Origin of the sequence: Zooshikella ganghwensis DSM 15267, assembly GCF_000428585.1 — a bacterium.
In the GTDB taxonomy this organism is placed as follows: domain Bacteria; phylum Pseudomonadota; class Gammaproteobacteria; order Pseudomonadales; family Zooshikellaceae; genus Zooshikella; species Zooshikella ganghwensis.
Genome location: NZ_AUAF01000037.1, coordinates 1 through 24,185, shown reverse-complemented (window position 1 = coordinate 24,185; position 24,185 = coordinate 1). Strand labels below are relative to the sequence as shown.

At 43.7% G+C, this 24,185-nt stretch carries 19 protein-coding genes and 3 tRNA genes; 18 read left to right on the top strand and 4 right to left on the bottom strand.

Annotated elements, in window-relative coordinates; translation table 11 throughout:
* The first annotated feature begins 67 nt into the window (after nt 1–67).
* Complete coding sequence (locus F607_RS29125) at nt 68–1,423, top strand: adenylate/guanylate cyclase domain-containing protein (RefSeq protein ID WP_038290965.1); 1,356 nt, start codon at nt 68–70, stop codon at nt 1,421–1,423.
* Nucleotides 1,424–1,451: 28 nt separating this feature from the next.
* On the opposite strand, the gene F607_RS29120 is transcribed toward F607_RS29125, so the two are convergent.
* Nucleotides 1,452–2,102: an HD domain-containing protein gene (locus F607_RS29120; protein WP_051311287.1), complete on the bottom strand. Its 651-nt coding sequence runs from the start codon at nt 2,100–2,102 to the stop codon at nt 1,452–1,454.
* Between the two features lie 29 nt (nt 2,103–2,131).
* Nucleotides 2,132–2,587 carry a cyclic nucleotide-binding domain-containing protein gene (locus F607_RS29115; RefSeq protein WP_051311285.1) on the bottom strand — a complete coding sequence of 152 codons (456 nt, stop codon included), beginning with the start codon at nt 2,585–2,587 and terminating at the stop codon, nt 2,132–2,134.
* Nucleotides 2,588–2,941: 354 nt separating this feature from the next.
* Between F607_RS29115 and F607_RS29110 the strand changes: the two genes are divergently transcribed.
* Nucleotides 2,942–4,381 (top strand): aldehyde dehydrogenase family protein, encoded by a 1,440-nt coding sequence (locus F607_RS29110; RefSeq protein WP_051311283.1) that lies wholly within the window; start codon nt 2,942–2,944, stop codon nt 4,379–4,381.
* A 70-nt stretch (nt 4,382–4,451) separates the two neighbouring features.
* Here the strand turns inward: F607_RS29110 and F607_RS0110520 are convergent, their stop codons facing one another.
* Nucleotides 4,452–6,104 carry an electron transfer flavoprotein-ubiquinone oxidoreductase gene (locus F607_RS0110520; RefSeq protein ID WP_027708065.1) on the bottom strand — a complete coding sequence of 551 codons (1,653 nt, stop codon included), beginning with the start codon at nt 6,102–6,104 and terminating at the stop codon, nt 4,452–4,454.
* Nucleotides 6,105–6,635: 531 nt separating this feature from the next.
* Between F607_RS0110520 and F607_RS0110515 the strand changes: the two genes are divergently transcribed.
* From F607_RS0110515 to F607_RS29105, 10 genes are all read left to right on the top strand, one after another.
* Entirely contained in the window at nt 6,636–7,385 is a 750-nt protein-coding gene (locus tag F607_RS0110515) for an electron transfer flavoprotein subunit beta/FixA family protein (RefSeq protein WP_027708064.1), read from the top strand.
* Nucleotides 7,385–8,311 carry an electron transfer flavoprotein subunit alpha/FixB family protein gene (locus tag F607_RS0110510; protein ID WP_027708063.1) on the top strand — a complete coding sequence of 309 codons (927 nt, stop codon included), beginning with the start codon at nt 7,385–7,387 and terminating at the stop codon, nt 8,309–8,311. The genes F607_RS0110515 and F607_RS0110510 overlap by 1 nt, the downstream gene beginning before the upstream one ends.
* 504 nt (nt 8,312–8,815) lie before the next feature.
* On the top strand, nt 8,816–9,466 hold the full coding sequence (gene uvrY, locus F607_RS0110500) for a UvrY/SirA/GacA family response regulator transcription factor (RefSeq protein WP_027708062.1): 651 nt from the start codon (nt 8,816–8,818) through the stop codon (nt 9,464–9,466).
* A gap of 241 nt (nt 9,467–9,707) precedes the next feature.
* Entirely contained in the window at nt 9,708–11,558 is a 1,851-nt protein-coding gene (uvrC, locus tag F607_RS0110495) for an excinuclease ABC subunit UvrC (RefSeq protein WP_038290962.1), read from the top strand.
* Nucleotides 11,559–11,619: 61 nt separating this feature from the next.
* On the top strand, nt 11,620–12,177 hold the full coding sequence (gene pgsA / locus F607_RS0110490) for a CDP-diacylglycerol--glycerol-3-phosphate 3-phosphatidyltransferase (RefSeq protein WP_027708060.1): 558 nt from the start codon (nt 11,620–11,622) through the stop codon (nt 12,175–12,177).
* A gap of 103 nt (nt 12,178–12,280) precedes the next feature.
* Nucleotides 12,281–12,356 (top strand) — tRNA-Gly (locus tag F607_RS0110485).
* Nucleotides 12,357–12,369: 13 nt separating this feature from the next.
* A tRNA-Cys gene (locus tag F607_RS0110480) sits at nt 12,370–12,443 on the top strand.
* Between the two features lie 237 nt (nt 12,444–12,680).
* Nucleotides 12,681–13,292, top strand: coding sequence for a trimeric intracellular cation channel family protein (locus F607_RS0110475; RefSeq protein WP_038290960.1), 612 nt, complete (start codon nt 12,681–12,683; stop codon nt 13,290–13,292).
* A 101-nt stretch (nt 13,293–13,393) separates the two neighbouring features.
* Nucleotides 13,394–14,512: an SPFH domain-containing protein gene (locus F607_RS0110470; protein ID WP_027708058.1), complete on the top strand. Its 1,119-nt coding sequence runs from the start codon at nt 13,394–13,396 to the stop codon at nt 14,510–14,512.
* A gap of 57 nt (nt 14,513–14,569) precedes the next feature.
* Entirely contained in the window at nt 14,570–15,721 is a 1,152-nt protein-coding gene (locus tag F607_RS29105) for a TFIIB-type zinc ribbon-containing protein (RefSeq protein ID WP_211233625.1), read from the top strand.
* A gap of 198 nt (nt 15,722–15,919) precedes the next feature.
* Here F607_RS29105 and F607_RS0110460 read toward each other — a convergent pair.
* A tRNA-Leu gene (locus tag F607_RS0110460) sits at nt 15,920–16,007 on the bottom strand.
* Nucleotides 16,008–16,467: 460 nt separating this feature from the next.
* On the opposite strand from F607_RS0110460, the gene F607_RS29100 reads away from it, so the two are divergent.
* From F607_RS29100 to F607_RS0110425, 6 genes are all read left to right on the top strand, one after another.
* On the top strand, nt 16,468–17,826 hold the full coding sequence (locus F607_RS29100; RefSeq protein WP_084611196.1) for an NAD(P)/FAD-dependent oxidoreductase: 1,359 nt from the start codon (nt 16,468–16,470) through the stop codon (nt 17,824–17,826).
* A gap of 337 nt (nt 17,827–18,163) precedes the next feature.
* Nucleotides 18,164–19,585: a mannose-1-phosphate guanylyltransferase/mannose-6-phosphate isomerase gene (locus tag F607_RS0110445; protein ID WP_027708056.1), complete on the top strand. Its 1,422-nt coding sequence runs from the start codon at nt 18,164–18,166 to the stop codon at nt 19,583–19,585.
* A 68-nt stretch (nt 19,586–19,653) separates the two neighbouring features.
* On the top strand, nt 19,654–20,481 hold the full coding sequence (gene galU, locus F607_RS29095; RefSeq protein WP_038290958.1) for a UTP--glucose-1-phosphate uridylyltransferase GalU: 828 nt from the start codon (nt 19,654–19,656) through the stop codon (nt 20,479–20,481).
* Between the two features lie 76 nt (nt 20,482–20,557).
* Nucleotides 20,558–20,821 (top strand): hypothetical protein, encoded by a 264-nt coding sequence (locus F607_RS0110435; RefSeq protein WP_027708055.1) that lies wholly within the window; start codon nt 20,558–20,560, stop codon nt 20,819–20,821.
* A 76-nt stretch (nt 20,822–20,897) separates the two neighbouring features.
* A complete protein-coding gene (locus F607_RS0110430; RefSeq protein WP_027708054.1) occupies nt 20,898–23,378 on the top strand; it encodes a cation:proton antiporter in 2,481 nt (826 codons plus the stop codon).
* 134 nt (nt 23,379–23,512) lie between these two features.
* Entirely contained in the window at nt 23,513–23,869 is a 357-nt protein-coding gene (locus F607_RS0110425) for a hypothetical protein (protein ID WP_027708053.1), read from the top strand.
* The last annotated feature ends 316 nt before the right edge of the window (nt 23,870–24,185 follow it).

Here is a 24,185-nt window from a genome sequence, read left to right as displayed (position 1 = left end):
TTTCTATTGGCAAGTCTTTGCTTGCTAAAAAGGCAATAGTGATGTCGCCCAACCTGAGGAATATTCATTGTATATACCCCGGATTCGACAACTTCCTAAACGCATTCTGTACGCTGTTAGCCAACAGCAGGCTGAAAGTGAGCGAGTGATTGCATGGGTAGAACTTGTAATTGTGTTACTGTTTATCCTGCTTTATAGCAGCTCTCCCAAAACATTTACCCGCCAACATAGTATTTTTAACTTTACAGAATGGCAGAGTGACTGCTGCACACTATGGGAGCTCATTCAGTCAGAACCTGTTCCTTGGGCGCTAGGCTTTTACCTTATTTTTTCAACCCTTCGCCTAGCATTAGTTTATTGTCATCCTAGCCATAACTGGCATGCCTATCTCGCCATTTTTATGGACTTCGCTCTGCTTTACTGCCTAATTTGGAGCTTTCATATTCAGTATATGCAACCTGCTGCTTTTTATTTAAAAGCCCCCACAATGTTGTATGTTTTCATTTTTATTGCCATTCGAGCCTTGCGCTTCGAACGACGTTTTGTGCTGTTTTCTGGGCTATGTGCTGCAACCGGCTGGCTTTTACTCATGCTTTATGCGCTATACCACGATTCAACCCAGAACCTTATGACGCGTAATTATGTGGAATACCTGACGTCTAATACTATTTTAGTCGGTGCAGAGCTAGACAAAATTATCACTATCGTCTGCGTCACTTTGATTCTAGCAATAGCCATAGGGCGTGGTCGCCACTTATTAATTGAAGCCGTCTTTGAAAGCAGCACGGTGCAAGATTTATCTCGTTTTGTGCCAGAAACTGTCGTAGAAAACCTGTCAACCAGTGAGGAACGTTTACAGGCTGGTAATGGAGAAGTGAAAGAGGCAACCCTACTATTCACAGATATTGAGGGATTCACTAGCCTCAGTGAAAACTTACCTCCTGAGCAGCTCATACAAGTGTTGAATGACTATTTCAGTATTATTGCTGAACCCTTAAAGCGCTATGGTGGCACTATTAACCAGTTCCAGGGGGATGCTATTTTAGCTTCATTCAATATTCCAATTTCTGCAGCGACCCACGCGGCTAATGCCATTCAAGCGGCCCTGGCCATTCCTGAGGCACTCACTATTGGTGATATTACCTTACGAACGCGCATAGGTATTAATACTGGGAGAGTAGTGGGTGGATTGATAGGTACTAGCGACCGACTGACATATACCGTTCATGGTGAAGCTGTCAATCTTGCTGCCCGGCTTGAAGCCCTTAACAAAGATTATGGCACCAGACTGCTCATCACTGAGTCAACAAGGCTGTCGGCTGGTGAAGAAGCATTTGTGTATCAGCAAGTAGATAAAATTAAAGCCCGCGGATTAACACATAGCACTGAAATTTATACTGTTAGACTGAAGCAAACCCCATAAGCGATCGAAACACTATTAAAGAAAATGTTTAAGGTGCTGCTTGCTCTTGAGAGCTCAGCCGGCCTTGCTTTACTTCGAGAATAAAACGTTCAAGATTTTGCTTAGCCTGTTTGCCATAGCATTTTTCAAAATAATCCGTATAAAAAAACCGTGGCCTTTTTAATAAAGCCGTGAAAAAGGCAATTTGGCGCTGATAGTACTCGTTATCACAGAGAGGGCTCTCTGCACGAACATTCATGGTATCACGCAAAAACTCTGGCCAGGGCAGGGCAATACTGGATAAATCAATATCCACAATAAAACGACCATCATGGGTTTTGGGAGGAGCCTTATGGGTAGTATCCATAATCAGCTGACGGACTTTACCATTATAAAGCTCACTCAAACGCTTACAGCTACACTCACTAAAATACTCAGAGCTTTGCAGCTCATTATCCTGCGCACCACACTCATAAATCACGTCATGAAACCATAATGCAAGCTCTACCGCATCGGGATCATCCAGCTCAGCTTTGACCTGATCAAATTGCGCTAAGCAAAAAGTGATATGCTCTGCGGAGTGGTAGTGCCGTTCAATAGAGTCATAATAAGAATAGAGTCGATTAAAAATCGCCTCAGCTTCCTCATAATCGGAATCAACCACCCGGCGCCATAAATCAACAAACCGCTCTCGATTCATGCACACTCCCTCAAGAATAGCCCACATTACTATTGTAGTAGCTGTACCTGTAGGACTTCATATTGATGCTGAGCTTCAGCAATTTTACGACTCAGTTGACGCATGACATCCAGTGCCACATCAGGGTTCTCAGTCAACAGTTTTAAAAACAGATCGGAGCTTATTTTCAGCATTTGCACAGGTCCCTTTGCACGAATTGTTGCTGAACGGGGCTGATTAGTAATCACCGCCATTTCACCAATCAATGCATTTTTACCGCGGACCGCATTAACCACTTCTCCTGCGCTTGTATTTGAAACTACTTCCACTTCACCTGACATGACGACATAAGCACCATCAGGCGACTCACTTTGGTGAAAAATAATTTCCTTATCCCTATAGCACAATGCCTCACTGGTGAATGCCAATAGCCTGAGCTTGTTCTTATCCAGCTTGGCAAACATTGGCACGTGACTTAGCAAGTCAACTTCCTCATTAATATCCACGTGCAAACCCTCGATCATTATTGTTGTCGTCAGTGCTCAACGCTACCATAACCCAATAACCACAACCCTCGCAAGCACCTGCCCCTACGTATATAAGGATATACGTCACTTATTAACATAACCTAATTTTTATAACTTAGTTGCAGGCATTTATTGAAAAGCACGAAGACATTTTTGGCAACACAACCTGTTTAAAAAAAAGCTATAACAAATAATATGCGATTATAAGTAGGAAAAAAGTATGATGGGATATACCCATTTCTCGAAGGATATACTATTAATAGGCAATAGATTATGTATTTATAGCCATAGTACGTTTTTTTTGATGGCTAGCATGACAAGGAATAACACCGAATGGATCAGGATATCCACTTAACAACATATAGCCCTATCGATAATAGCCTTTATGTTGAACGCCCATTTGCAGAGCCTCGCCAAGTAACCGCCATTGTCGACCGCCTGCATAATGCTCAGCAGGGTTGGCGATCACTGGCTTTACCTGAAAAAATCCAGCTGTGTATTGCTGCGCTGACCCGGTTACAAAGTCAGCAGCATGAAATAGCAGAAGAAATCTGCTGGCAAATAGGGCGTCCAATTGCCCATGCCGGAGAGGAAATAAGAACCTTTACCGAACGCTGTAGCTATTTACTACAAATTGCTGAGGAGTCACTGGCACCCTTGCCAATTTCTGGTGATACCGCACTCATTCGCTATATTAAGCGCGTTCCCCTGGGAACAGTACTTATCATTAGCGGCTGTCATTACCCTTATTTGAATTTAGCCAATACCCTCATTCCTGCCTTACTTGCGGGTAATACAGTATTGCTATGCCACTCTCACCAAGCGCCTTTGTGCGCTGAGCGACTGGTTGCTGCTTTTAAAGAGGAGGGGATACCTGATGGTGTGCTGGAGTATTTGCATATCACAACAGACCAAACTTGTGAGCTGATTGCTTCTAACCAAATTGACTATGTCTGTTATACCGACCAGTACGGGGCCAATCCTGCCATAAGCCAGCAGCTGGTAGCGTCAGCCAAACCCTGTTACCTAGAGCTCAGCGGCAAAGATCCTGCTTACATTCGCCATGATGCCGACCTTAACTACACCGTACCTCAGGTCATGGATGGGGCTTTTTATAACGCGGGTCAGTCAAACTGTGCCGTAGAACGTATTTATGTCCATCATACTTTGTATAAAGCCCTGCAAGAAAAAGTCAGCCGCTGGGTAAAACAGCTGGTTCTAGACCGTCCCGACTTACCCGAAACCACCCTTGGGCCACTCGTTAATCAAGCTGCCGCCAATCATGTCCGCAATCAGCTCAAACTTGCACTTAAACAAGGGGCAACGCCCTTAATTGATCCTAACCACTTTCAAAATGCACCATCTCACTCACCCTATGTTGCCCCACAAGTGCTTACAAACGTTCGGCAGAGTATGGCCATCATGCAACAGCCTACCCAAGGACCACTGGTCACTATCACCCCTGTAAATTACGATGCCGAAGCCATCGCCTTGATGAATGACTGCCAGTTTGGCTGCTCTGCGGGTATTTTTACTGAAGATATTGAGTCAGTTGAACTGATAGGAGAGCGCCTCGATACAGGTACGGTTTATATGAACCGCTGTGATCTGGTTGATCCAGCATTAAGTTGGCGAGGCTGTAAGCAGTCAGGCATAGGTTCGTCGTTATCTAGAACTGGCTTTGATCAGTTAACACGACCAAAGTCGTTTTATTTGCAAGCCACCAGCGGCAGCAAAACCAGTGGACATTGGATGCTAAAGGTTGCCAATTAAATATACCCTCCCTTAAACAGCTGAAAGCAGCCTAATTCAGGGGAGGGGATGATTAACAATTTAAAATATATTACATATTGGGGTAATTAGGGCCACCACCGGCTTCTGGCGTTACCCAATTGATATTTTGGGCAGGGTCCTTAATATCACAGGTTTTACAATGTACGCAGTTTTGTGCACTGATCTGAAACTCTGGCTGGCCCTGATCATTTTCTATCACTTCATAAACACCGGCAGGACAATAACGCTGCGCAGGTTCTGCATATTTCGGTAAGTTTTCACTGATTGGAATAGTCATATCTGCCAGCTGAAGATGGCTTGGCTGGTTCTCTTCATGGTTGGTAAAAGATAAGTAAACCGAGCTGAGCTTATCAAACGTCAGTGTATTGTCCGGCTTAGGATAGTTTAACGGTTTAGCATCAGCGGCAAGCTTAAGGGTCGCATGATCCGGCTTGGCATCTTTCAAGGTAAAAGGCAATTTGCCACGCATAATATTTAAATCAAAAAAAGCAAATGCAGCACCTACAATATTGCCAAACTTATGCATTGCTGGCCCAAAGTTACGTTGCTCATGCAACTCATCATGTAACCATGAAGCTGCAAAGGCACGTTCATAGTCATCCAGAGTATCACCTTGTAGACCTTGGCCAATTGCCGTAAATACTGCTTCTGCTGCCAACATACCAGACTTCATCGCAGTATGAGTGCCTTTGATCTTCGCATAATTCAGTGTTCCTGCATCACATCCAATCAACACTCCGCCAGGAAATACCATTTTAGGCAGCGCTTGGGGACCGCCCTTGGTTATGGCCCGAGCACCATAAGAGACGCGCTTGCCACCTTCTAAATAATGCCGAATGACTGGATGTAATTTATGACGTTGAAATTCATCAAAGGGACTGACATAGGGGTTGCTGTAGCAGAGGTCAGTAATCAAACCTAACGCTACCTGGTTATTTTCTAAATGATATAAAAAAGTCCCACCTAAACTACCTGACTCACGCAATGGCCAACCTGTCGTATGTACTACTAATCCTGGTTCATGTTTTTCTGCAGGAATATCCCATAACTCTTTAATACCTATACCATAATGCTGGGGCGTTTTACCTGCATCAAGGTTATACTTAGCAATCAACGCTTTACCTAAATGCCCCCGGCAGCCTTCAGCAAACAGCGTATATTTTGCCTTTAGCTCCATCCCCGGCATATAACTATCTTTGGGCTGTCCATCACTGCCAACTCCCATATCTCCGGTAATCACACCCTGCACATTACCTTGCTCATCATAAAGCACTTCAGCGGCAGCAAAACCAGGGAATATTTCTACACCCAGGTTTTCCGCCTGCTCAGCCAGCCAGCGACAAAGATTACCCAGACTCACAATGTAATTACCTTCATTGTGCATTGGACGAGGTACTAACAGGTTGGGTATTTTTATACTCTTTTCTTCATTTGGCAGGACATAAATATCATCCCGCAAGACTTTTGTATTGAGAGGCGCACCACGCTGAGCCCAGTCAGGAAACAGCTCATCCAGTGCCGTGCTTTCAATAACAGCCCCAGATAGAATATGCGCCCCCACTTCAGAACCTTTTTCTACTACACATACCGTGATTTCCCGCTCTTGTTGCTGAGCTAATTGCATTAGTCGACAAGCGGAAGATAATCCTGCTGGACCAGCACCTACAATAACAACATCGAATTCCATCGATTCTCGTTGCACGGCTTATCTCCTCTAGGTAGGCGATTATAAGTAACTCGCTGTATTTATATGTTTATTAGTACTTTTTTTATAAGTACGTTTTTACTTATAAATTTGTTGTTTTTAGTCTTAGTGGATAGGTTTATGTGTCGTATAAACTGACATAAAACGATCATTTACCCAAACATCTAAGGCTAATTAATCCCGTGATGTGAAAAAGTATATTTTTTTCGCATTTTAAACACTTGTTTGATTTTTGTCTAATAAGCGCGTAGTTTATGGCAATCAGCATACGACCTTGGATCAACGTACAGCTCATCTGTGCATAGGCTACTTTCTCATGGTTATTGACATCACGGCATAAGGCCATGGAATGATAATGAGAAATAGCCAGATCAAAATGACATGAAAACCATGTTAGTGTTGACTTGACCTGTTGTAGGTTAACGTTCAAGATACAGCAGATTACATGTACTACTGTCGTATTTTAAAAGAAAGAATTCCGCCAGGGATACTGGTGGTGGCATTAATAAACATCATAATGAGGACGCTATGAAAGTTCTTGTAGCGGTTAAGCGAGTTATTGACTATAACGTCAAGGTCCGCGTCAAACCTGACCACAGTGATGTCGACCTGAATAACGTAAAAATGGCAATTAACCCTTTCTGTGAAATTGCCGTGGAAGAGGCTGTTCGCCTGAAAGAAAAGGGCGTCGCTAGTGAAATTATCGTGGTCTCCATTGGCCCTAAAGAAGCTCAGGAGCAAATTCGTACTGCACTTGCCCTTGGTGCTGACCGTGGCCTACTCATTCAAACGGAAGAAATGCCTTCATCCCTGGGCGTGGCTAAACTACTGAAGGCTGTTGTAGATGAAGAGCAACCCCAGCTTATCATTCTTGGTAAACAGTCCATTGATACCGATAACAACCAAACAGGCCAAATGCTTGCGGCTTTAACAGATTACCCACAAGGGGCTTTTGCCTCCAGTGTTGAGGTTGAAGGCGACCATATCAATGTAGCCCGTGAAATTGATGGTGGTTTGCAAACACTAAAACTGTCTTTACCAGCAGTCATCACTGCTGATCTCCGCCTTAACGAGCCTCGTTACGCTTCACTACCTAATATTATGAAAGCGAAGCGAAAGCCTCTGGACACCAAAACACCAGCCGACTTAGGAGTAACACTCAACAATACGCTAAAAACAGTAAAAGTCGAGCCACCCGCTGAGCGCCAGGCAGGTATCAAAGTCGCCAGTGTGGAAGAATTAGTTGATAAACTAAAAAATGAGGCGAAGGTGATCTGATGAGTATTTTAGTTATTGCTGAGCATAATAACCTCGACCTGCATAAGCCTACACTGAATACCGTGACAGCAGCCCTCGCACTGGGTGATGACGTTGATATCCTGGTGGCAGGTGCTAATTGTGGCAAAGTAGCTGAGCAAGCCGCCCAAATCGCTAAAATCCGTAAAGTATTATTGGCTGACCATGCGGCCTATGAACATCAGTTAGCTGAAAACGTTGCAAAATTAATCGCTACAGTAGGAAAAAGCTATTCCCATATTTTGGCGCCAGCAGGCACTCAGGGTAAAAATACATTACCCCGTGTTGCCGCATTACTGGATGTGGACCAGCTATCCGACGTAATCCGTATTGATAGCCCAGATACCTTTGCCAGACCTATTTACGCAGGCAATGCTATTGCTACGGTCCAGTCCAGTGCAGCAATTAAAGTCATGACTATCCGCGCTACCAACTTTGATGCGGTAGCAACCAATGGCAACGCGCCTATCGAAACATTGGACGATACCTTTAGCACATCAAATGCAACCTTCATTAAGGAAGAGATTGCAGAGTCTGACCGCCCTGAGCTCACTGTAGCGGATGTTGTCATTTCAGGAGGCCGCGGCATGGCAAGCGGCGAAAACTTTGAAATGCTGTATACGTTAGCAGATAAACTGAATGCAGCAGTAGGTGCCTCTCGTGCTGCAGTTGATGCAGGTTTTGTCCCTAATGATATGCAAGTAGGGCAAACCGGTAAAATTGTGGCACCTAACTTATATATTGCTGTTGGTATATCGGGTGCTATTCAGCACTTAGCGGGCATGAAAGACAGTAAGGTTATTGTCGCTATCAATAAAGATGAAGAAGCGCCTATATTTCAGGTTGCAGACTATGGCCTGGTAGCTGATCTTTTTGAAGTCGTTCCCCAGCTGGAAAACCTTGTGTAACTGGTCAGTATTCTCAAAAGAGATACAGGCATTAGCTAAAATGGCTGGTTAAATCAGAAGATGCTGATAGCTTAATACACATAACTATAGGCATCTTCTGATAATCAATGTGCTCATAATTTGCAGTCAATGCAGCACAAAATAAGCATGATACCGCACCATTAAACAACATTTGCGGTAAGGCCCAGCAAAAAGGTAACACGTACATTCTTTTTTATGTTACTTGCTGAGTTTAATAACATGACTTGTGAAAGCATTAGTATTAAGGATAAACTGACTGGATTAACTTGGACGAAATAACCAATTAAGTCCAGAATATATTCATAGCAGCAACAGGCTTTAGCGTTTAATAGCCTGCTATGGAAGTAGACTGTAGCGAGCTGATTCGCTCATCGGTTGGTGTTACTGTTCTTACCTACAGGGTTTTGCTATTTTATTCAATATCTACCCTATTCAGTGGCGCTAATGTTGATCTAGTAAGATTTATGCCGAGGAGTGTTCCATTTGATTAAAATCCTTGTTGCCGATGATCATGACCTCGTCCGCACTGGCATCACCCGTATGTTACAAGATGTCAATGAGTTGGAAGTCGTCGGTGAAGCGCGATCCGGAGAAGAAGCTGTAGATATGGCGCGTCGATTAGCACCCGATGTAGTGCTGATGGATGTCAAAATGCCAGGTATTGGTGGATTGGAAGCCACACGTAAAATCACTCGATCTAATCCTAATGTCAAAATTATTGCCGTTACCGTCTGTGATGATGAACCTTTTCCTTCCCGCTTATTACAAGCAGGGGCCTCTGGCTATGTCACCAAAGGTGCCATACTGGATGAGATGGTTACCGCCATTCGCATGGCTCACCAGGGTAAGCGCTACATTAGCCCAGACATAGCCCAACAGCTGGCTTTGAAACAGTTTGACCAGGAAGGCAAACAATCTCCTTTTGATAGTTTGTCTGAGCGGGAAATCCAAATCGCAATGATGATCGTTAATTGTCATAAGGTTCAGGCCATATCTGACAAGCTATGTCTTAGCCCCAAAACCGTTAACAGCTATCGCTATCGAATCTTCGACAAACTGAATATCTCCAGTGATGTGGAGCTCACCCTATTAGCCGTGAAGCATGGTATGCTGGATGCTGAAACCATTCGCTAGGCACTAGCCTATTATGTAATGGTTACCCCCTGAGCTGGATAGGGTGCACTTTTTCAGATAAGTGCGCCTTATATAGCTTGTTTCTGTATTTTGCTACCAATTAATGACTAACCATCCTTTGCCATATTTTTATCCCCTCCAAGATAGCGTTACAATAATAATTTGAATCCACGTAAATAAAACAAATCCCAGTGTCGTTTTCACTGGTCCCTAAATCACAGACTCTTTTTCAATTACACATATGACTCAACCGGCTGCCAAAACATTTGATGCCAAGCACTTTTTACAGCTCACCCCCAAACAGCCCGGGGTTTATCAAATGTATGATCAGCAAGACAAAATTTTATATGTAGGAAAAGCGAAAAGTTTACGTCAACGCCTAGCCAGCTATTTTAGCCGCCAGCCTTTAGCACCAAAAACCAGTGCCTTGGTGAAAAAGATTGCCCGAATAGAAACCACGGTGACCAACTCAGAAACTGAGGCTCTCCTGCTAGAGCAAAACTTAATTAAGGCCCTAAAACCACCCTATAATATTCTCCTGCGCGACGATAAATCCTACCCCTTTATTTATCTTTCCAATGACACATTTCCACGCCTCAGCTTACACCGAGGACGGCGAAGTGCACCTGGAGAATACTTTGGGCCTTTTCCTTCTGCCTATGCAGTAAAAGAAAGCCTAAACTGGTTACAAAAAATATTTCAGGTTCGCCAGTGTGAAAACAGCTTTTTTAGTAACCGAAGCCGGCCTTGCCTGCAATACCAGATTAAACGCTGTAAAGCCCCATGTGTAGACCTTGTAAATCAGGAGGAGTATGCCAAAGATGTAGCTCAATCCCGACTATTTTTACAGGGTAAAAGTCAACAACTGATGTATGACTTGATTGAAGAAATGGAAAATGCAGCAAATAAGTTAGAATTTGAGCATGCCGCCACCCTTAGAGATCGCATTAATCATTTACGTCAAATTCAGGAGCAACAGGCCATTGTTGGCTCAGGGCAAGGTGATCATGACTGTGTCTCTTTCATAGAGCAACAAGGGGTAATCTGCTTTGTCGTGTTAATGATTAGGGGAGGGCGCTTACTAGGCCAGCGTACTTTTTTTCATGATATAGCCCTTGAATTAAGCCAGGAAGAGCAGCTACAGGAGTTTCTGGCGCAGTTTTATATTTCCAATGCCAAGCAGCGAGACTTTCCCAAAGAAGTCATTATTTGCCAAGCGATACCAGAACCCTCTATTTTTATTACTGCACTACAGCAGACTTGTGGGCAATGCATAACATTAAAACATAATGTTCGAGCTGAACGCCTCAGTTGGCTTCAGCTGGCAGAAAAAAATGCCAAACAGCAACTCGCTGGCCGTTTAGCAAATAAACATCATATGCTGCAACGCTGTCAGCAACTACAAGCTTTACTGCAACTGACGTTTTTACCTGAACGCATTGAGTGCTTTGATATCAGCCACACTCAAGGTGAAGCGACGGTAGCATCGTGTGTGGTATTTGGCCAAGAAGGCGCATTAAAAAAGGATTATCGTCGTTATAACATCCAAAATATTACCCCGGGTGATGATTACGCTGCGATGGAGCAAGCACTCCAGCGACGTTTTGCCGGTTCAGCGGAGGGCGGCAACATACCTGATGTATTACTTATCGATGGGGGAAAAGGACAGTTGACTATTGCTCAGCAAGTGTTAGCTAATTACTCATTATCATCCATCACATTGGTGGGCGTGGCTAAAGGCCCCTCCAGAAAGCCAGGACTAGAAACACTCCTTGTCTCAAACGAGCAACGCACGTCGTATAATCAAGTTGATCCAGCACCTGACCATGGTGGCTTTTTACTTATACAACAAGTGAGGGATGAGGCACATCGCTTTGCCATTGCTGGCCACCGCAATAAACGCAGTAAAGCACGGCAACAGTCGGTTCTTGAGCATGTCCCGGGAATTGGACATAAACGCCGTCAGGCATTACTGAAATATTTTGGTGGTATACAGGGTATTAGCGCTGCAACAATCACCGAGCTGCAAAAAGTAAAAGGTATTAGTAAATCTTTGGCGCAACAGATATATGATACTTTACATCACGAATGAAGCCTCTACACTAGCGGCCGAACTAAGAAGAATGCCAACCAAGGAATAGCCCAGAAGTCGCATGAACATTCCGAATTATTTAACGTTACTCCGCATTGTCCTCATTCCTGTTATTGTGCTTATTTACTATTTACCTATACCGTGGAGTTATCAGGCCAGTGCCTGTATTTTTGCCCTGGCAGGAATTACTGACTGGTTCGATGGCTATTTAGCCCGCAGACTGAATCAAGCAACGCCTTTTGGTGCTTTTCTGGACCCTGTTGCCGATAAACTCATGGTAGCTATTGCCTTGGCATTGCTGGTCGAAGAATACTCTCATCTATGGCTGACAATTCCTGCCATCATTATTATTGGCCGAGAAATCGTGATATCTGCTTTAAGAGAGTGGATGGCCGAAATAGGCAAAAGAACCAGTGTTGCTGTTAGCTTTGTAGGTAAGTTAAAAACTGCCGTACAAATGCTAGCGATATTTTTACTATTGGCATCACCTGCTGGATACCCCAGTACAATCTTTTATATTGGTATAAGCTGTCTCTATCTTGCAGCAATACTCACGCTTTGGTCTATGGTAGTTTATTTACGGACAGCCTGGGCAGACCTGATCCCCTTAAAAGAGTGAAGGTTGACCATTTGTAGTAGATGCTTTTAGTTATAATGACGGTTTTTATTAATAACTGCTTGACAGAAAAGCTGAGATGCCTAAAATACGCAGCGTGTCTCAGGCGGGAATAGCTCAGTTGGTAGAGCACAACCTTGCCAAGGTTGGGGTCGCGAGTTCGAGTCTCGTTTCCCGCTCCATTCTTGAGATAATGGCTGGGTGGCAGAGTGGTCATGCAGCGGACTGCAACTCCGTGTACGCCGGTTCGATTCCGACCCCAGCCTCCATTTTCTTAGCAATAGTCCACCCAACATTTCAATCTATTGCTAAACACCTCTTTTATACTTATCTTCTTAAAAATTTCTGAATAACACTAAGAACGTTCTACCTGTTTAAGATAAAGCATCTCATTACTAAATACTTTGAATATTTTTGCCTCTTTGCTTTCTGAGCAGAAAAAAGAGCAGGGCAGTACTCAGCTGTTCCAAGCGTATCGATGTCATTTGAGGTAGGTTAATCTGACGATGGACACACTTTATTATATTGGGCTTTTATGTGGTGGGGTCTTTGCAATCACAGGTGTTATTGCTTCACAAAATAAAGGGCTTGATATTTTTTCTGTCGTCTTATTAGGCGTTGTAACCGCCATAGGCGGGGGTACTATTCGTGATTTACTCCTAGCCAACTATCCTATTTTTTGGATTGCTGATTTAAACTTTTTATGGGTTGCCATTTTTGCATCTATCATCGCTTTTTTTACAGTCAATATTATTTCAAATAAACAAGCATTATTACTGTATTTGGATGCATTAGGAGCCTCACTGTTTGCCATTTTAGCAACTCATAACACTTTACAAGCAGGTTATCCCGAGATAGTTGCTATTATCATGGGCCTCATTACAGCTATTTTCGGCGGTATTCTTCGTGATGTCCTGACGGGAAGACCCACCTTACTCATGAGCCAGGAACTCTATGCCACCCCTTTATTAGCAGGCTCAGCCATTTTAGCCTTACTGTATCACTTCAATGTTCAACTGGCGGCTCTAATCCCCCTTAGTATTGCGCTAACATTTTTATTTCGGGCGGCATGCATATACTTTCATATTCATTATCCAGCCTGGCTCTGCCGACAGTGAGTCATCCCATTTTGCGCTATTTGCTACACCTTATGTAATGCTATTATTAGTAATGTGCCTCTATTTGCTTTGAAGTAGGATTAGCAGAGAAGGATGTAGCAATGGACCTCTTTAATAAAATCCGTGGCGAATTTATCGACATCATTGAATGGACTGATGATAGCCGCGACACCATGGTTTATCGCTTTGAGCGATACAATAACGAGATCAAAATGGGTGCTAGGCTCGTTGTCCGAGAGTCTCAGGTAGCTGTATTTATCAATAAAGGTAAGATCGCTGATTTATTTGAACCTGGTGATTACACATTAGAAACTGATAACTTACCTATACTTTCAACACTGCAAGGCTGGAAGCATGGCTTTCACAGCCCATTCAAAGCAGAAGTTTATTTTATCAATACCCGCCGCTTTACTGATTTAAAGTGGGGAACTAAAAACCCTATTACCTTACGTGATCCTGAGTTTGGCCCAATGCGCATCCGTGCATTTGGCACCTATGCTATTCGTATTACCAACGCCGTAGATTTTATTAAAGAAATTGTCGGTACTGATGGCCACTTCACTACTGACGAAATTACCAGCCAACTTCGAAACCTTATTGTCTCCCGTTTTGCCGATATTCTTGGCGAAACCAAAATCCCCATTCTGGATATGGCCGCCAACTATGATGAACTAGGAGAGTTTATCACTAAGAAGATTCATGGTGACTTTTTAGCGTATGGTATCGACATCACCAAAATGCTGGTCGAGAACATATCCTTACCCACTGCAGTTGAAGAAATACTGGATAAACGTACAAGCATGGGAATTTTGGGGAACTTGCAACAGTACACTCAGTTTCAAACCGCTACAGCCATTGAAAAAGCGGCTGAAAATGAAGGTGGTATGGCGGGTGGAGGCATGGGTATGGGCATGGGCTTTGTGATGGCAAATCAAATGGGGCAAAGCATGCAACATAATCAAGAGTCTCAAACACCGAATCAGCCATCTACTCCCGTACCGCCCCCTCTACCTCAAGAAAAACCCTTTTATGTCGCCATCAATGGCCAACAGCAAGGCCCTATGCCAATCAGTCAATTACAGGCATTAGTCAATAATGGCATGGTCACGAGGGAAAGCTTAGTATGGTGTGAAGGTATGAGTAATTGGGAAAAAGCCACAGAGGTTGATGCACTCAATGGCTTATTTGCCGCGACACCTCCACCCTTACCACCACAATAGTATGTTAAAACAGCACGGAAGCTGTTTTTTAATCGCCGATTACAGTGAGTCACGCTTATGGCCAGCAGCCCACCCCCAATGCCTCCAGATCAAGAAAATAGAAACAATGAACAACCTGCTCGCAAAGCCAGTAGCGACTTTAAATGCCAGCAATGTGGTGCCAAACTCACATTCAAGCCTGGTAGTCAGGCCTTAGTATGTCAGTACTGTAATTTTAAAAACGTCATAAAAGCCAGCAAGGAACCTATTGAAGAGCTTGATTACCATGAATACTTGAAAAAAGCAGAAGCTGGCGATGTTACAGAGGAAAAGCTTTATATAAAGTGTAATGCCTGTGGGGCAGAGTCTACCTCTGAAGCCAATGTCACATCACAAGAGTGTGCCTTTTGCGGTAGTGAAATTGTCTCTACAGCCCACTCTAAAAAGCTTATCAAACCACGCTCCCTACTCCCTTTCAAGGTCACTCGAAATACCGCTCGAGAAAGCTATAAAACATGGCTACACAGCCTATGGTTTGCGCCTAACGCTTTAAAAAAGAAAGCTCGACTAGAAGCATCATTAAATGGCATTTTTGTACCCTATTGGACATTCGATTCAATCACCACTAGCGACTACACGGGAGAACGTGGGCAGTATTATTATGTTACCGTAACAAAAACACGTACTAACGCTGAAGGAGAGCAGGAAACCTATACTGAACGAGAGCGACGTACCCGTTGGTATTCAACAGAGGGTAGGGTATCTAATGACTTTAACGATGTTTTGGTTCTTGCCAGCCGTACCTTACCCAGAAAATACACAGAAGCGCTTGAACCCTGGGATTTAAAAAACTTAGTTCCCTACCAAGATAAGTATTTAAGCGGTTTCAAAGCAGAGAGCTACCAAGTCAATTTAAAAAAGGGATTTAAGCTCGCTAAAGATATTATGGATGATGAAATTCGAGAAACCATTAGAAGGGATATCGGCGGTGATGAGCAGCGTATTCACTCCGTCAACACTCACTACAAAAATATATCCTTTAAACATATTTTATTGCCCGTTTGGCTCAGCGCTTATCACTATCATGAAAAAGTTTACCGCTTTTTGGTTAATGCTCGCACTGGAGAAGTTCAAGGAGAGCGCCCTTACAGCTGGGTTAAAATTACATTGGCGATTTTGGCAGTGATTGTCGTCGGTGCTGGAGTTTATTATTGGCATCAGTCGCCATAGCAACTCTAAAACCAAGCTCTAGTTGCAATTAAAAATAAGATAAAAATCGCACTAATAGTTCGAATATAAATTTTCTTTTAAATAAGAATAAAACCAAAAAGAGGGGTGGCAATGCAGGATTAAAAATATCAGCCGCTTAAAATTTATATTCAAACCATAAAAAAACAAACATGAATATAATATAAACTTAAGAAGAAGTGGTGCCCGGGGCCGGACTTGAACCGGCACGGAGTTAACCTCCGAGGGATTTTAAGTCCCTTGCGTCTACCAATTTCGCCACCCGGGCTTCACGCTTAGAAATGATCTACTGAAAGGCTGATTTTGTCAATCTTGTAATCAGCTTAGACAAAGCTATCAAACCGTTTTAGCGCTACCAAACTTTTCTGTCTAAATAATTTATCTTTGCAGACATTTTCTTCAGACTTAAGCTTAGTAACAAGGCCGGCTGCTTTGCTGGGCTGTTTCCCCTCAGCGACGAGGCGTATTATACATAGAAGTATTATGTTGGCAAGACTTATGTCATACACTTATAAAGTTACTTGATAAAACTGCCGATAATGAACAGAAAAAGACTGCAAGAGCAGCACATCCCACTGGACAGCATTTAATACCTGAAAGAGGGTACAACATAATCGGTATACTTTTTATGGAGGCTATGTCTTCACCGAGCAAACATCAAAGTGGCAATAAAGGAATCATTGCTACAGCGTTTCTCACCTCAAATAACACTAAGGAAGGTAAAAATTATGCAAAATACAACACATTCTTCGACTAACTCTGCAGCAGCGGCTTTTGACCATGAACACAACCCGCGCCCAGCTCGATATGACGTAGTTATTATCGGCGGCGGAGCAGCAGGGACAGCCTGTGCCAGCAGCCTCTTAAAAAGGACAAAGCAGCTGAGTATTGCGATTGTCGAACCTAGTGACCATCATTATTACCAGCCAGGATGGACATTAGTTGGCGCTGGGATTTTTACTCAGGCACAAACCATCCATAAAATGGCAGACTCTCTACCTAAAAAGGTGACCTGGATTAAAGCAGAAGCCACCGCCATTGACCCATACCAACATCTTGTCACACTCAATAATAATGAACGATTAGTCTACCAGACGCTTGTCGTTTGTCCTGGACTCTGTCTAAACTGGCAAGGGATTAAAGGTCTTCCTGAAGCGCTAGGACAACAAGGTATTACCTCCAACTATCACCTGGATTTTGCACCTTATACTTGGCAACAAGTGAAAAACCTGACTAAAGGTAAAGCCATTTTCACTCAACCAGCAATGCCCATCAAGTGTGCAGGTGCACCACAAAAAGCCGTTTATTTGTCCTGTGATTACTGGCGACAGCAACAGTATTTAGACCAAATTGATGTTGAATTCCATATAGCAGGAGCTGCTTTATTTGGCGTCGCAGCCTTTGTTCCTGCATTACAACGTTATATTGAGCGCTATGGTGTTGACCTGACGTATAACTCCAACTTAGTTGAAGTGGATGTCAGTACAAAGACAGCTTATTTTAGCCAACAAGCTGCAGACAGCGAGCAGACAGAAATCATCGCCAAGTCATTTGATTTTCTACACGCAGTACCTCCCCAGCAAGCACCTGCTTTTATCCGTAATAGCCCACTCAGTAATGCTACAGGCTGGGTTGATGTTGACCCACTCACACTTCGCCACAACCAGTTTGATGATATCTTCAGTTTGGGAGATGTCACCTCAACCAGTAACGCAAAAACAGCTGCCGCTATCCGAAAACAAGCCCCCGTAGTCGCAGAAAACTTGCTGGCATTTCTAAAAGGTCACTCACTGACAGCATACTATGATGGCTATGGTGCCTGTCCTTTAACCGTGGAACGAGGCAAAGTCATTCTGGCGGAGTTCGGTTATGATGGAAAACTGTTACCGACGCTGCCACTTAACCCAACGATTGCAAGGCGCAGCTATTGGCAGTTAAAAACACATGGCTTACCCTTTCTATACTGGGATGTATTACTAAAGGGACACGAGTGGCTCGCACAACCGAAGCACCGTGCAGAAGAAGCACACCCTAAACATCAGGCTCAAGCAGCCTCATCAAACAGCGCAAATAAACAGCACCCCTAAAACACCAAGCCTTGGTAACATATTTATGGCCCAACACCTAAAGCCGTTGAGTTGGGTCATAAACATGTCATGATTTTTCTTTATTAATTAAACATAACAGCATGATTTCTTAAAATACACGTCAGTATTTGTTATTTTCCAGTACCTTAAAAATCAACCAAACATGACTACAAAAAAAGCGGCTGTTTATAATTGAGAGAAAAATGCCAAAATCAGTGTTATTTAAAAAAGAACGCACAAATCACCCTGTATACTAGCCTCAAATTTTTTGAATCCATGATGATCAATTTTTATTCATCATACAGACATGCATGCAACTACTGAGTAAGGAATATTCATGCTGATTCCCGTAATTTTATCTGGCGGAACAGGATCAAGACTTTGGCCACTGTCTCGGGAGCTTTATCCAAAGCAACTTTTAAACCTAGTCAATCAGGATACCAGTCTGCTGCAAGATACCGTGCTCAGGCTACCCACCACTCCTGACATACAAGCCCCTATTGTGGTGTGTAATGAAGCCCACCGTTTTATGGTTGCCGAACAACTGCATGCGATTAATAAACCTGCAACCCGCATTTTACTCGAACCGATTGGCCGTAATACGGCACCGGCCATTGCTATTGCAGCCTGGCAGGCCATGGCTATTAATGCAGAGGCTGTCCTGTTGGTACTGCCTGCAGATCACACCATTGCCAACTTACCCCATTTCCACCAAGTCATCGCACAGGGCAATGCACAAGCTCTTGCCGGCAAACTTGTGACATTTGGTATCGTAGCTGACTACCCAGAAACGGGTTACGGCTATATTGATGCTGGCGAGGAGGTCAGTACAGGGGTACGTCATATATCTCAGTTTGTTGAAAAGCCCAGTGCAGAAATTGCCAAGCAATACTGTCAGTCAGGCCATCACTTCTGGAATAGTGGTATGTTCATGTTCAGGGCTGATCGCTACCTACAAGAGCTCAAACAATTTGCTCCACAAATTCACCAGGCAACCCAACAAGCTTTTGAGCAGGCTATTGAAGATTTGGACTTTGTTCGTCTAGATCAAAAGGCTTTTGCAGGCAGCCCAGAAGACTCCATCGATTATGCGGTCATGGAGCATACTCAAGCGAGCGTTGTGATTCCTGCTGACCTGGGGTGGAGTGATGTAGGATCTTGGACCGCACTGGCAGATCTAACCCCTCCAGATGCTCATGGTAATGTTCAGCGTGGTGATGTACTTGTTGAAAATACCAGTGATTGCTACATTCGGGCAGAGCATCGACTGGTCACCACCGTTGGCGTATCCAACCTGGTCATCGTTGAAACTAAAGATGCCGTTCTGGTGGCGAATAAAGATCAGGTTCAGTCCGTCAAGCAGCTAGTGAATCAGCTCGCCGATCAACAGCGCACAGAATACCAGCTTCATAAACAGGTCTACCGTCCTTGGGGATCTTATGAAGGCATTGATGAAGAAGATCGTTTTCAAGTGAAGCGGATAACTGTCAAGCCAGGTGCTAGTCTGTCTTTACAAAAGCATTTTCATCGAGCAGAACACTGGATTGTCGTCAAAGGAACCGCAAAAGTCACTTGCGGCGAAAAAACGTTCCTTGTTTCAGAAAACGAGTCGACTTATATTCCGCTTGGCGAAAAACATCGTCTCGAAAACCCAGGCAAAATTCCGCTGGAACTCATCGAAGTACAGTCAGGCAGTTATTTAGGTGAGGATGATATTGTCAGGTTTGACGATGTTTATGGCCGGAGTGACCAACAATAAAACTACGCTTACTGAAAGCCAAGTGTTCATTCACTCATTAACTGACTAAGTTAAGGTATTTTTTACGAATGATTAAAAAATGTTTATTTCCGGCAGCAGGGTATGGAACTCGGTTTTTGCCTGCAACCAAGTCAATGCCTAAGGAAATGATGCCCATCGTCAATAAACCCCTGATTGAGTATGGTGTTGAAGAAGCACTTGATGCAGGTCTCAATGAAATTTGCATTGTGACGGGTCGAGGCAAGCGGGCACTGGCCGACCATTTCGACACCAACTACGAGCTTGAACATCAAATTAAAGGCACCAGCAAGGAAGAAACACTTAAAGACATACGTCACCTTATTGAAAGCTGCACCTTTTCCTACACACGTCAACGCGAGATGAAAGGGTTAGGGCATGCTATTTTAACAGGCCGTGCCATTATTGGTGATGAGCCTTTTGCTGTGGTTCTGGCGGATGACCTATGCATTCACCCAGATGATGGCGTCTTATCCCAAATGGTTAGGCTTTATAACCAGTTTCGCTGCAGCATTGTGGCTATACAAGAAGTCCCCAAGGACCAAACGCATAAATATGGTGTGATTGCAGGTGATATTATTCGTGAAGACTTGTTCCGAATTACGGATATGATTGAAAAACCTAAACCTGAAAATGCCCCCAGTAACTTGGCCATCATTGGCCGATACATCTTAACACCTGATATCTTTGATATTATCCGCGACACACCCCCAGGCAAAAATGGCGAAGTGCAAATTACCGATGCGCTTCTGTCTCAGGCCAAAAGTGGCTGTGTGTTGGGTTACAAATTTAAGGGCAAACGATTTGATTGCGGTAGCATTGAAGGTTATATCGAAGCAACCAATTACTGCTATGATAATTTATATTTGAAAAAATAATGCAATAAGCGCCTATGCCAGGTCAGTCCGACTGACTTGGCCTACTAAACTATAGGCAAACAACATGAGGTGCATAATGGATCTTCATTATATCAACCACCTGCTCAAGCTCATTCATGATCAGCCCCCTCCCTTTGTTGAATACGACTTTCTCCGCAGTGAAGTGGCCAACTCTGACCGTTACAGCCTGGCAGAAGGTGAGCAGCTATCAAAATACCTATTTCTACTTGAGGACGACAACCTGGTTGAGCTTGTGATGACAGAGGACCGTATCATCACTCATGTTCGCTTAACCGCCGACGGCTGGCGACGACTAGAAAAAGTACCACAAGTGTCCTAGTAGCCTACAGGTGGGCTATTGAGATAACGATTATTGCTTCTCACGCACTGACGCCATAGATCCAGGGACCAGAGACATGCATAGTGAAGCTGGTGTTCTGATTTTAATATTTGTCAGTCTTGCGCTGATCATAGGTGCGGGTGTCAGAAGCCTGGTTAAAAGTATCCAACTGCCGTATACCGTTTGTTTATTGACCATTGGGCTATGCCTGGGCTATTTAGAGCGTATTGGTATTACTGAGCAATATGCTCCTCTTTTGGACAAAACCCTGGCACTGGTTGCAGGCGTTGACCCCCACCTCATCTTATTTTTATTTTTACCCACATTGGTATTTGAAAGTGCCTTTTCTTTAGAGGTTCACTTATTTCGTCGTATATTCGCTCAAATTGCCCTGTTAGCCGTTCCAGGCTTAGTTATTGCCACCACCCTTACCGCTAGCCTGGCTAAATGGATGTTCCCCTGGGATTGGAGCTGGGCATTATGTTTGATGTTTGGGGCACTTATTAGTGCGACAGACCCTGTTGCTGTGGTAGCGCTTTTGAAAGAAGTAAGTTCCCGTAAGCGACTGGAAACCTTACTGGAAGGAGAATCACTATTAAATGATGGCACAGCGATTGTCTTATTTACGCTGTTTTTTGGCTGGGTTATCAGCAGTCAAGCTAGCCAGCAAATAAGCTTAGTCAGCCTGACAGCAAATTTTACCTGGGTGGTCACAGCAGGGCTTCTGGTCGGCGTAGTCGCAGGTGGTTTAGTGATGATCTGGATCGGTAAAGTCTTTAATGACCCGCTAATCGAGATAACCTTATCAATTGCCACCGCCTATTTGGTGTATTACATCGCAGAGAGCCTACATGTCTCTGGCATTGTGGCGGTTGTAGCACTTGCCTTAATGTTTGCCGGAATAGGGCGAACGCGCATTTCACCTGAAGTAGGGGAGTTCTTACATAATTTCTGGGGCATGATGGCCCATATGGCCAATACCCTGATCTTTTTACTGGTAGGTATTCTCATCGCCAGCCGAGTTCATTGGGATAACCCTGAGTCATGGGTTACGCTGGGTATTTTATACATAGGAATTCAAATCATTCGTACCTTCTCCGTATTTATCCTGACCCCACTTTTAAAACGCTTTAGTGGGGGTATCACCCGCGAAAAAGCCATCGTACTAACCTGGGGAGGCTTACGCGGCGCTGTATCTTTGGCACTAGCACTGATCGTTGCACAGGAAAATCTATTACCAAAAGAAATTGGCGATCAAGTCCTGTTTTTATGTGCTGGCATTGTGGTGTTAAGTATTGTCATTAACGGCTCAACCATGAGCTGGATACTTGCCCGCTTACATCTCAACCAGCTGCCTGCTGCTAAGCAAGCCACCGTCGACAAAGCCCAACGGTTAATTACTGAAGACCTATTAAAATTATTGCCAAAGTTAATGGGCAATAGCTTTTTAAAAGGAGCTGACTGGGATGAAGTTAAGCATAATACAGGATTACTCAGACCCATTGAGGTTAAAGACAAAGACCACGAACCCAACCAGGTATCCTCACAAGAACTCACGATCGCATTTAGACGCCGCCTGTTAGAAACTGAGCGTCAGCATTACTGGCTGCAATTTGAAAAGGGAACACTGGGTAAGCAGTCGACAAATAAACTGGTGGAAGCCGTTGAACATGCCCTTGATGGTGAACCGAAAATTGCACCTCGAGAAACGCTTTATCGCTATTGGCAAACGCCCCCTTTATTACACCTCTTACGCAATATACGAGGCATCAAAAAAATTGCCGTATCGCTGAGCTTTTCAAGAATTACCCTTGGTTATGAAATAGCACGGGGTTTTATTCAGGCTCAGGATCACTTAGAAAGTTACATACCCTCATTAGCCCCCAATGAGGAGGAGGCCGTAGCAGTTAAGCAGCTCATTGCCCAAAATAAACTAAAAACACAAGAATATATTGAGCAATTACGTAATACCTTTCCAGACCTTGTACACACCCTCGAAACCCACTCAGCTATTCGAACCTTACTCAATCGAGAGCGAACAGTAGTCAAACAATTACTCAATCAAGCGGTTTTAGATAAGCCAGAAGCCAAACGCTTAGTACAAAATATTGAGCAACGTATGGCTCGATTACAGCGGGTCGCTACCTTTGCCAAGCCCACTTCACCAGAAGAGCTACTCAGTCAGTTAAACTGGTGTAAAAACTTAGCCGTGGAAACCCAGCAACAACTCATCAAAATCATTGAACACACACTGTACAGCAGTGGTGAGTGGGTTGTCCATCAAGGTAAACCATTCTATGGTTTAGGCATCATCGCCAAGGGCTCAATTGAAGCGTATGAATACCACTTAGGTAAAAAATTCAGAAAAACCCTTGGCCCTGGTGAACTGGTAGGGACATTATCCTTACTCAGTGGTGTCAGCCCTGGCGACTACCAGGCAATGAGCTTAGTGAATATGCTGTGGCTACCTGGAGAAAAACTCAAACAGTTGATGGCGAAAGACAGTGCACTAGCGGAAGCCATTGGTGAACTATTACAGCCAGCATATAATTCATGAGTGCCCAGTAACTTGAGCACCTTGATATTCACTTCGAAAATCACACTTTAAAACCTCCAGCCCTAGAAGGTGTTTTTCACTAATTCAGCTAACCTTTCAGTTGAGACTTAGCTTAATTTGACGGGGTGAAGTTTATGAGTTCTGAATCTTATCAAGATATTATCGGCAACTCTGGTTATTTAGTGTTAGTTGAGTCCAATCCTTTCGATTACAGTGACTACATAAAGTTTTTTGAAAATAAGTTACAGGCTAGACGCAAACGACTGACCGGAGTCCTGTCGATTTGGCGCGTGGAAGGATTATCTCCAGATAAAGGGTGTACAAGTTTACTTTTAAGGCTTTTGAATAGCTTAAAGCAAGATTTATACGAAAAGTTTGGGAGTGACAGCGATTATTGCTTTAATTATTCATTACTTTATGTTTCAGGATCCTTCACAAGTGAGGGTTTTTTAGATCCTGGCGACCTTCGTATTCACCAGCACCCAGCATAACAGGTATTGAAAACTAGAGTAATAATCAAGTGCTGAGAGGTTTTAGAACCCCTCTCAAGCTATTTACCCAACTTCGCATAATGTCGATGTTAAGTTATGTTTAAAAGGCGTTACAGATAATCTCCCAGGCTGTAACGCCTTTTTAATATAACTTACCTGTTATGCGAAGGTTGGGCAGGATGTAACATGGATGTATGACAGACTGCATTACCAAGCATTTGGCTACGATGGCAGGTTAGGGATACGAGTAGCCAGAGTTTCCCTCCAGGAACTGGAGTTTATCCGCATTGAAGAGGTTGAAGTCTATCCCGTTGTA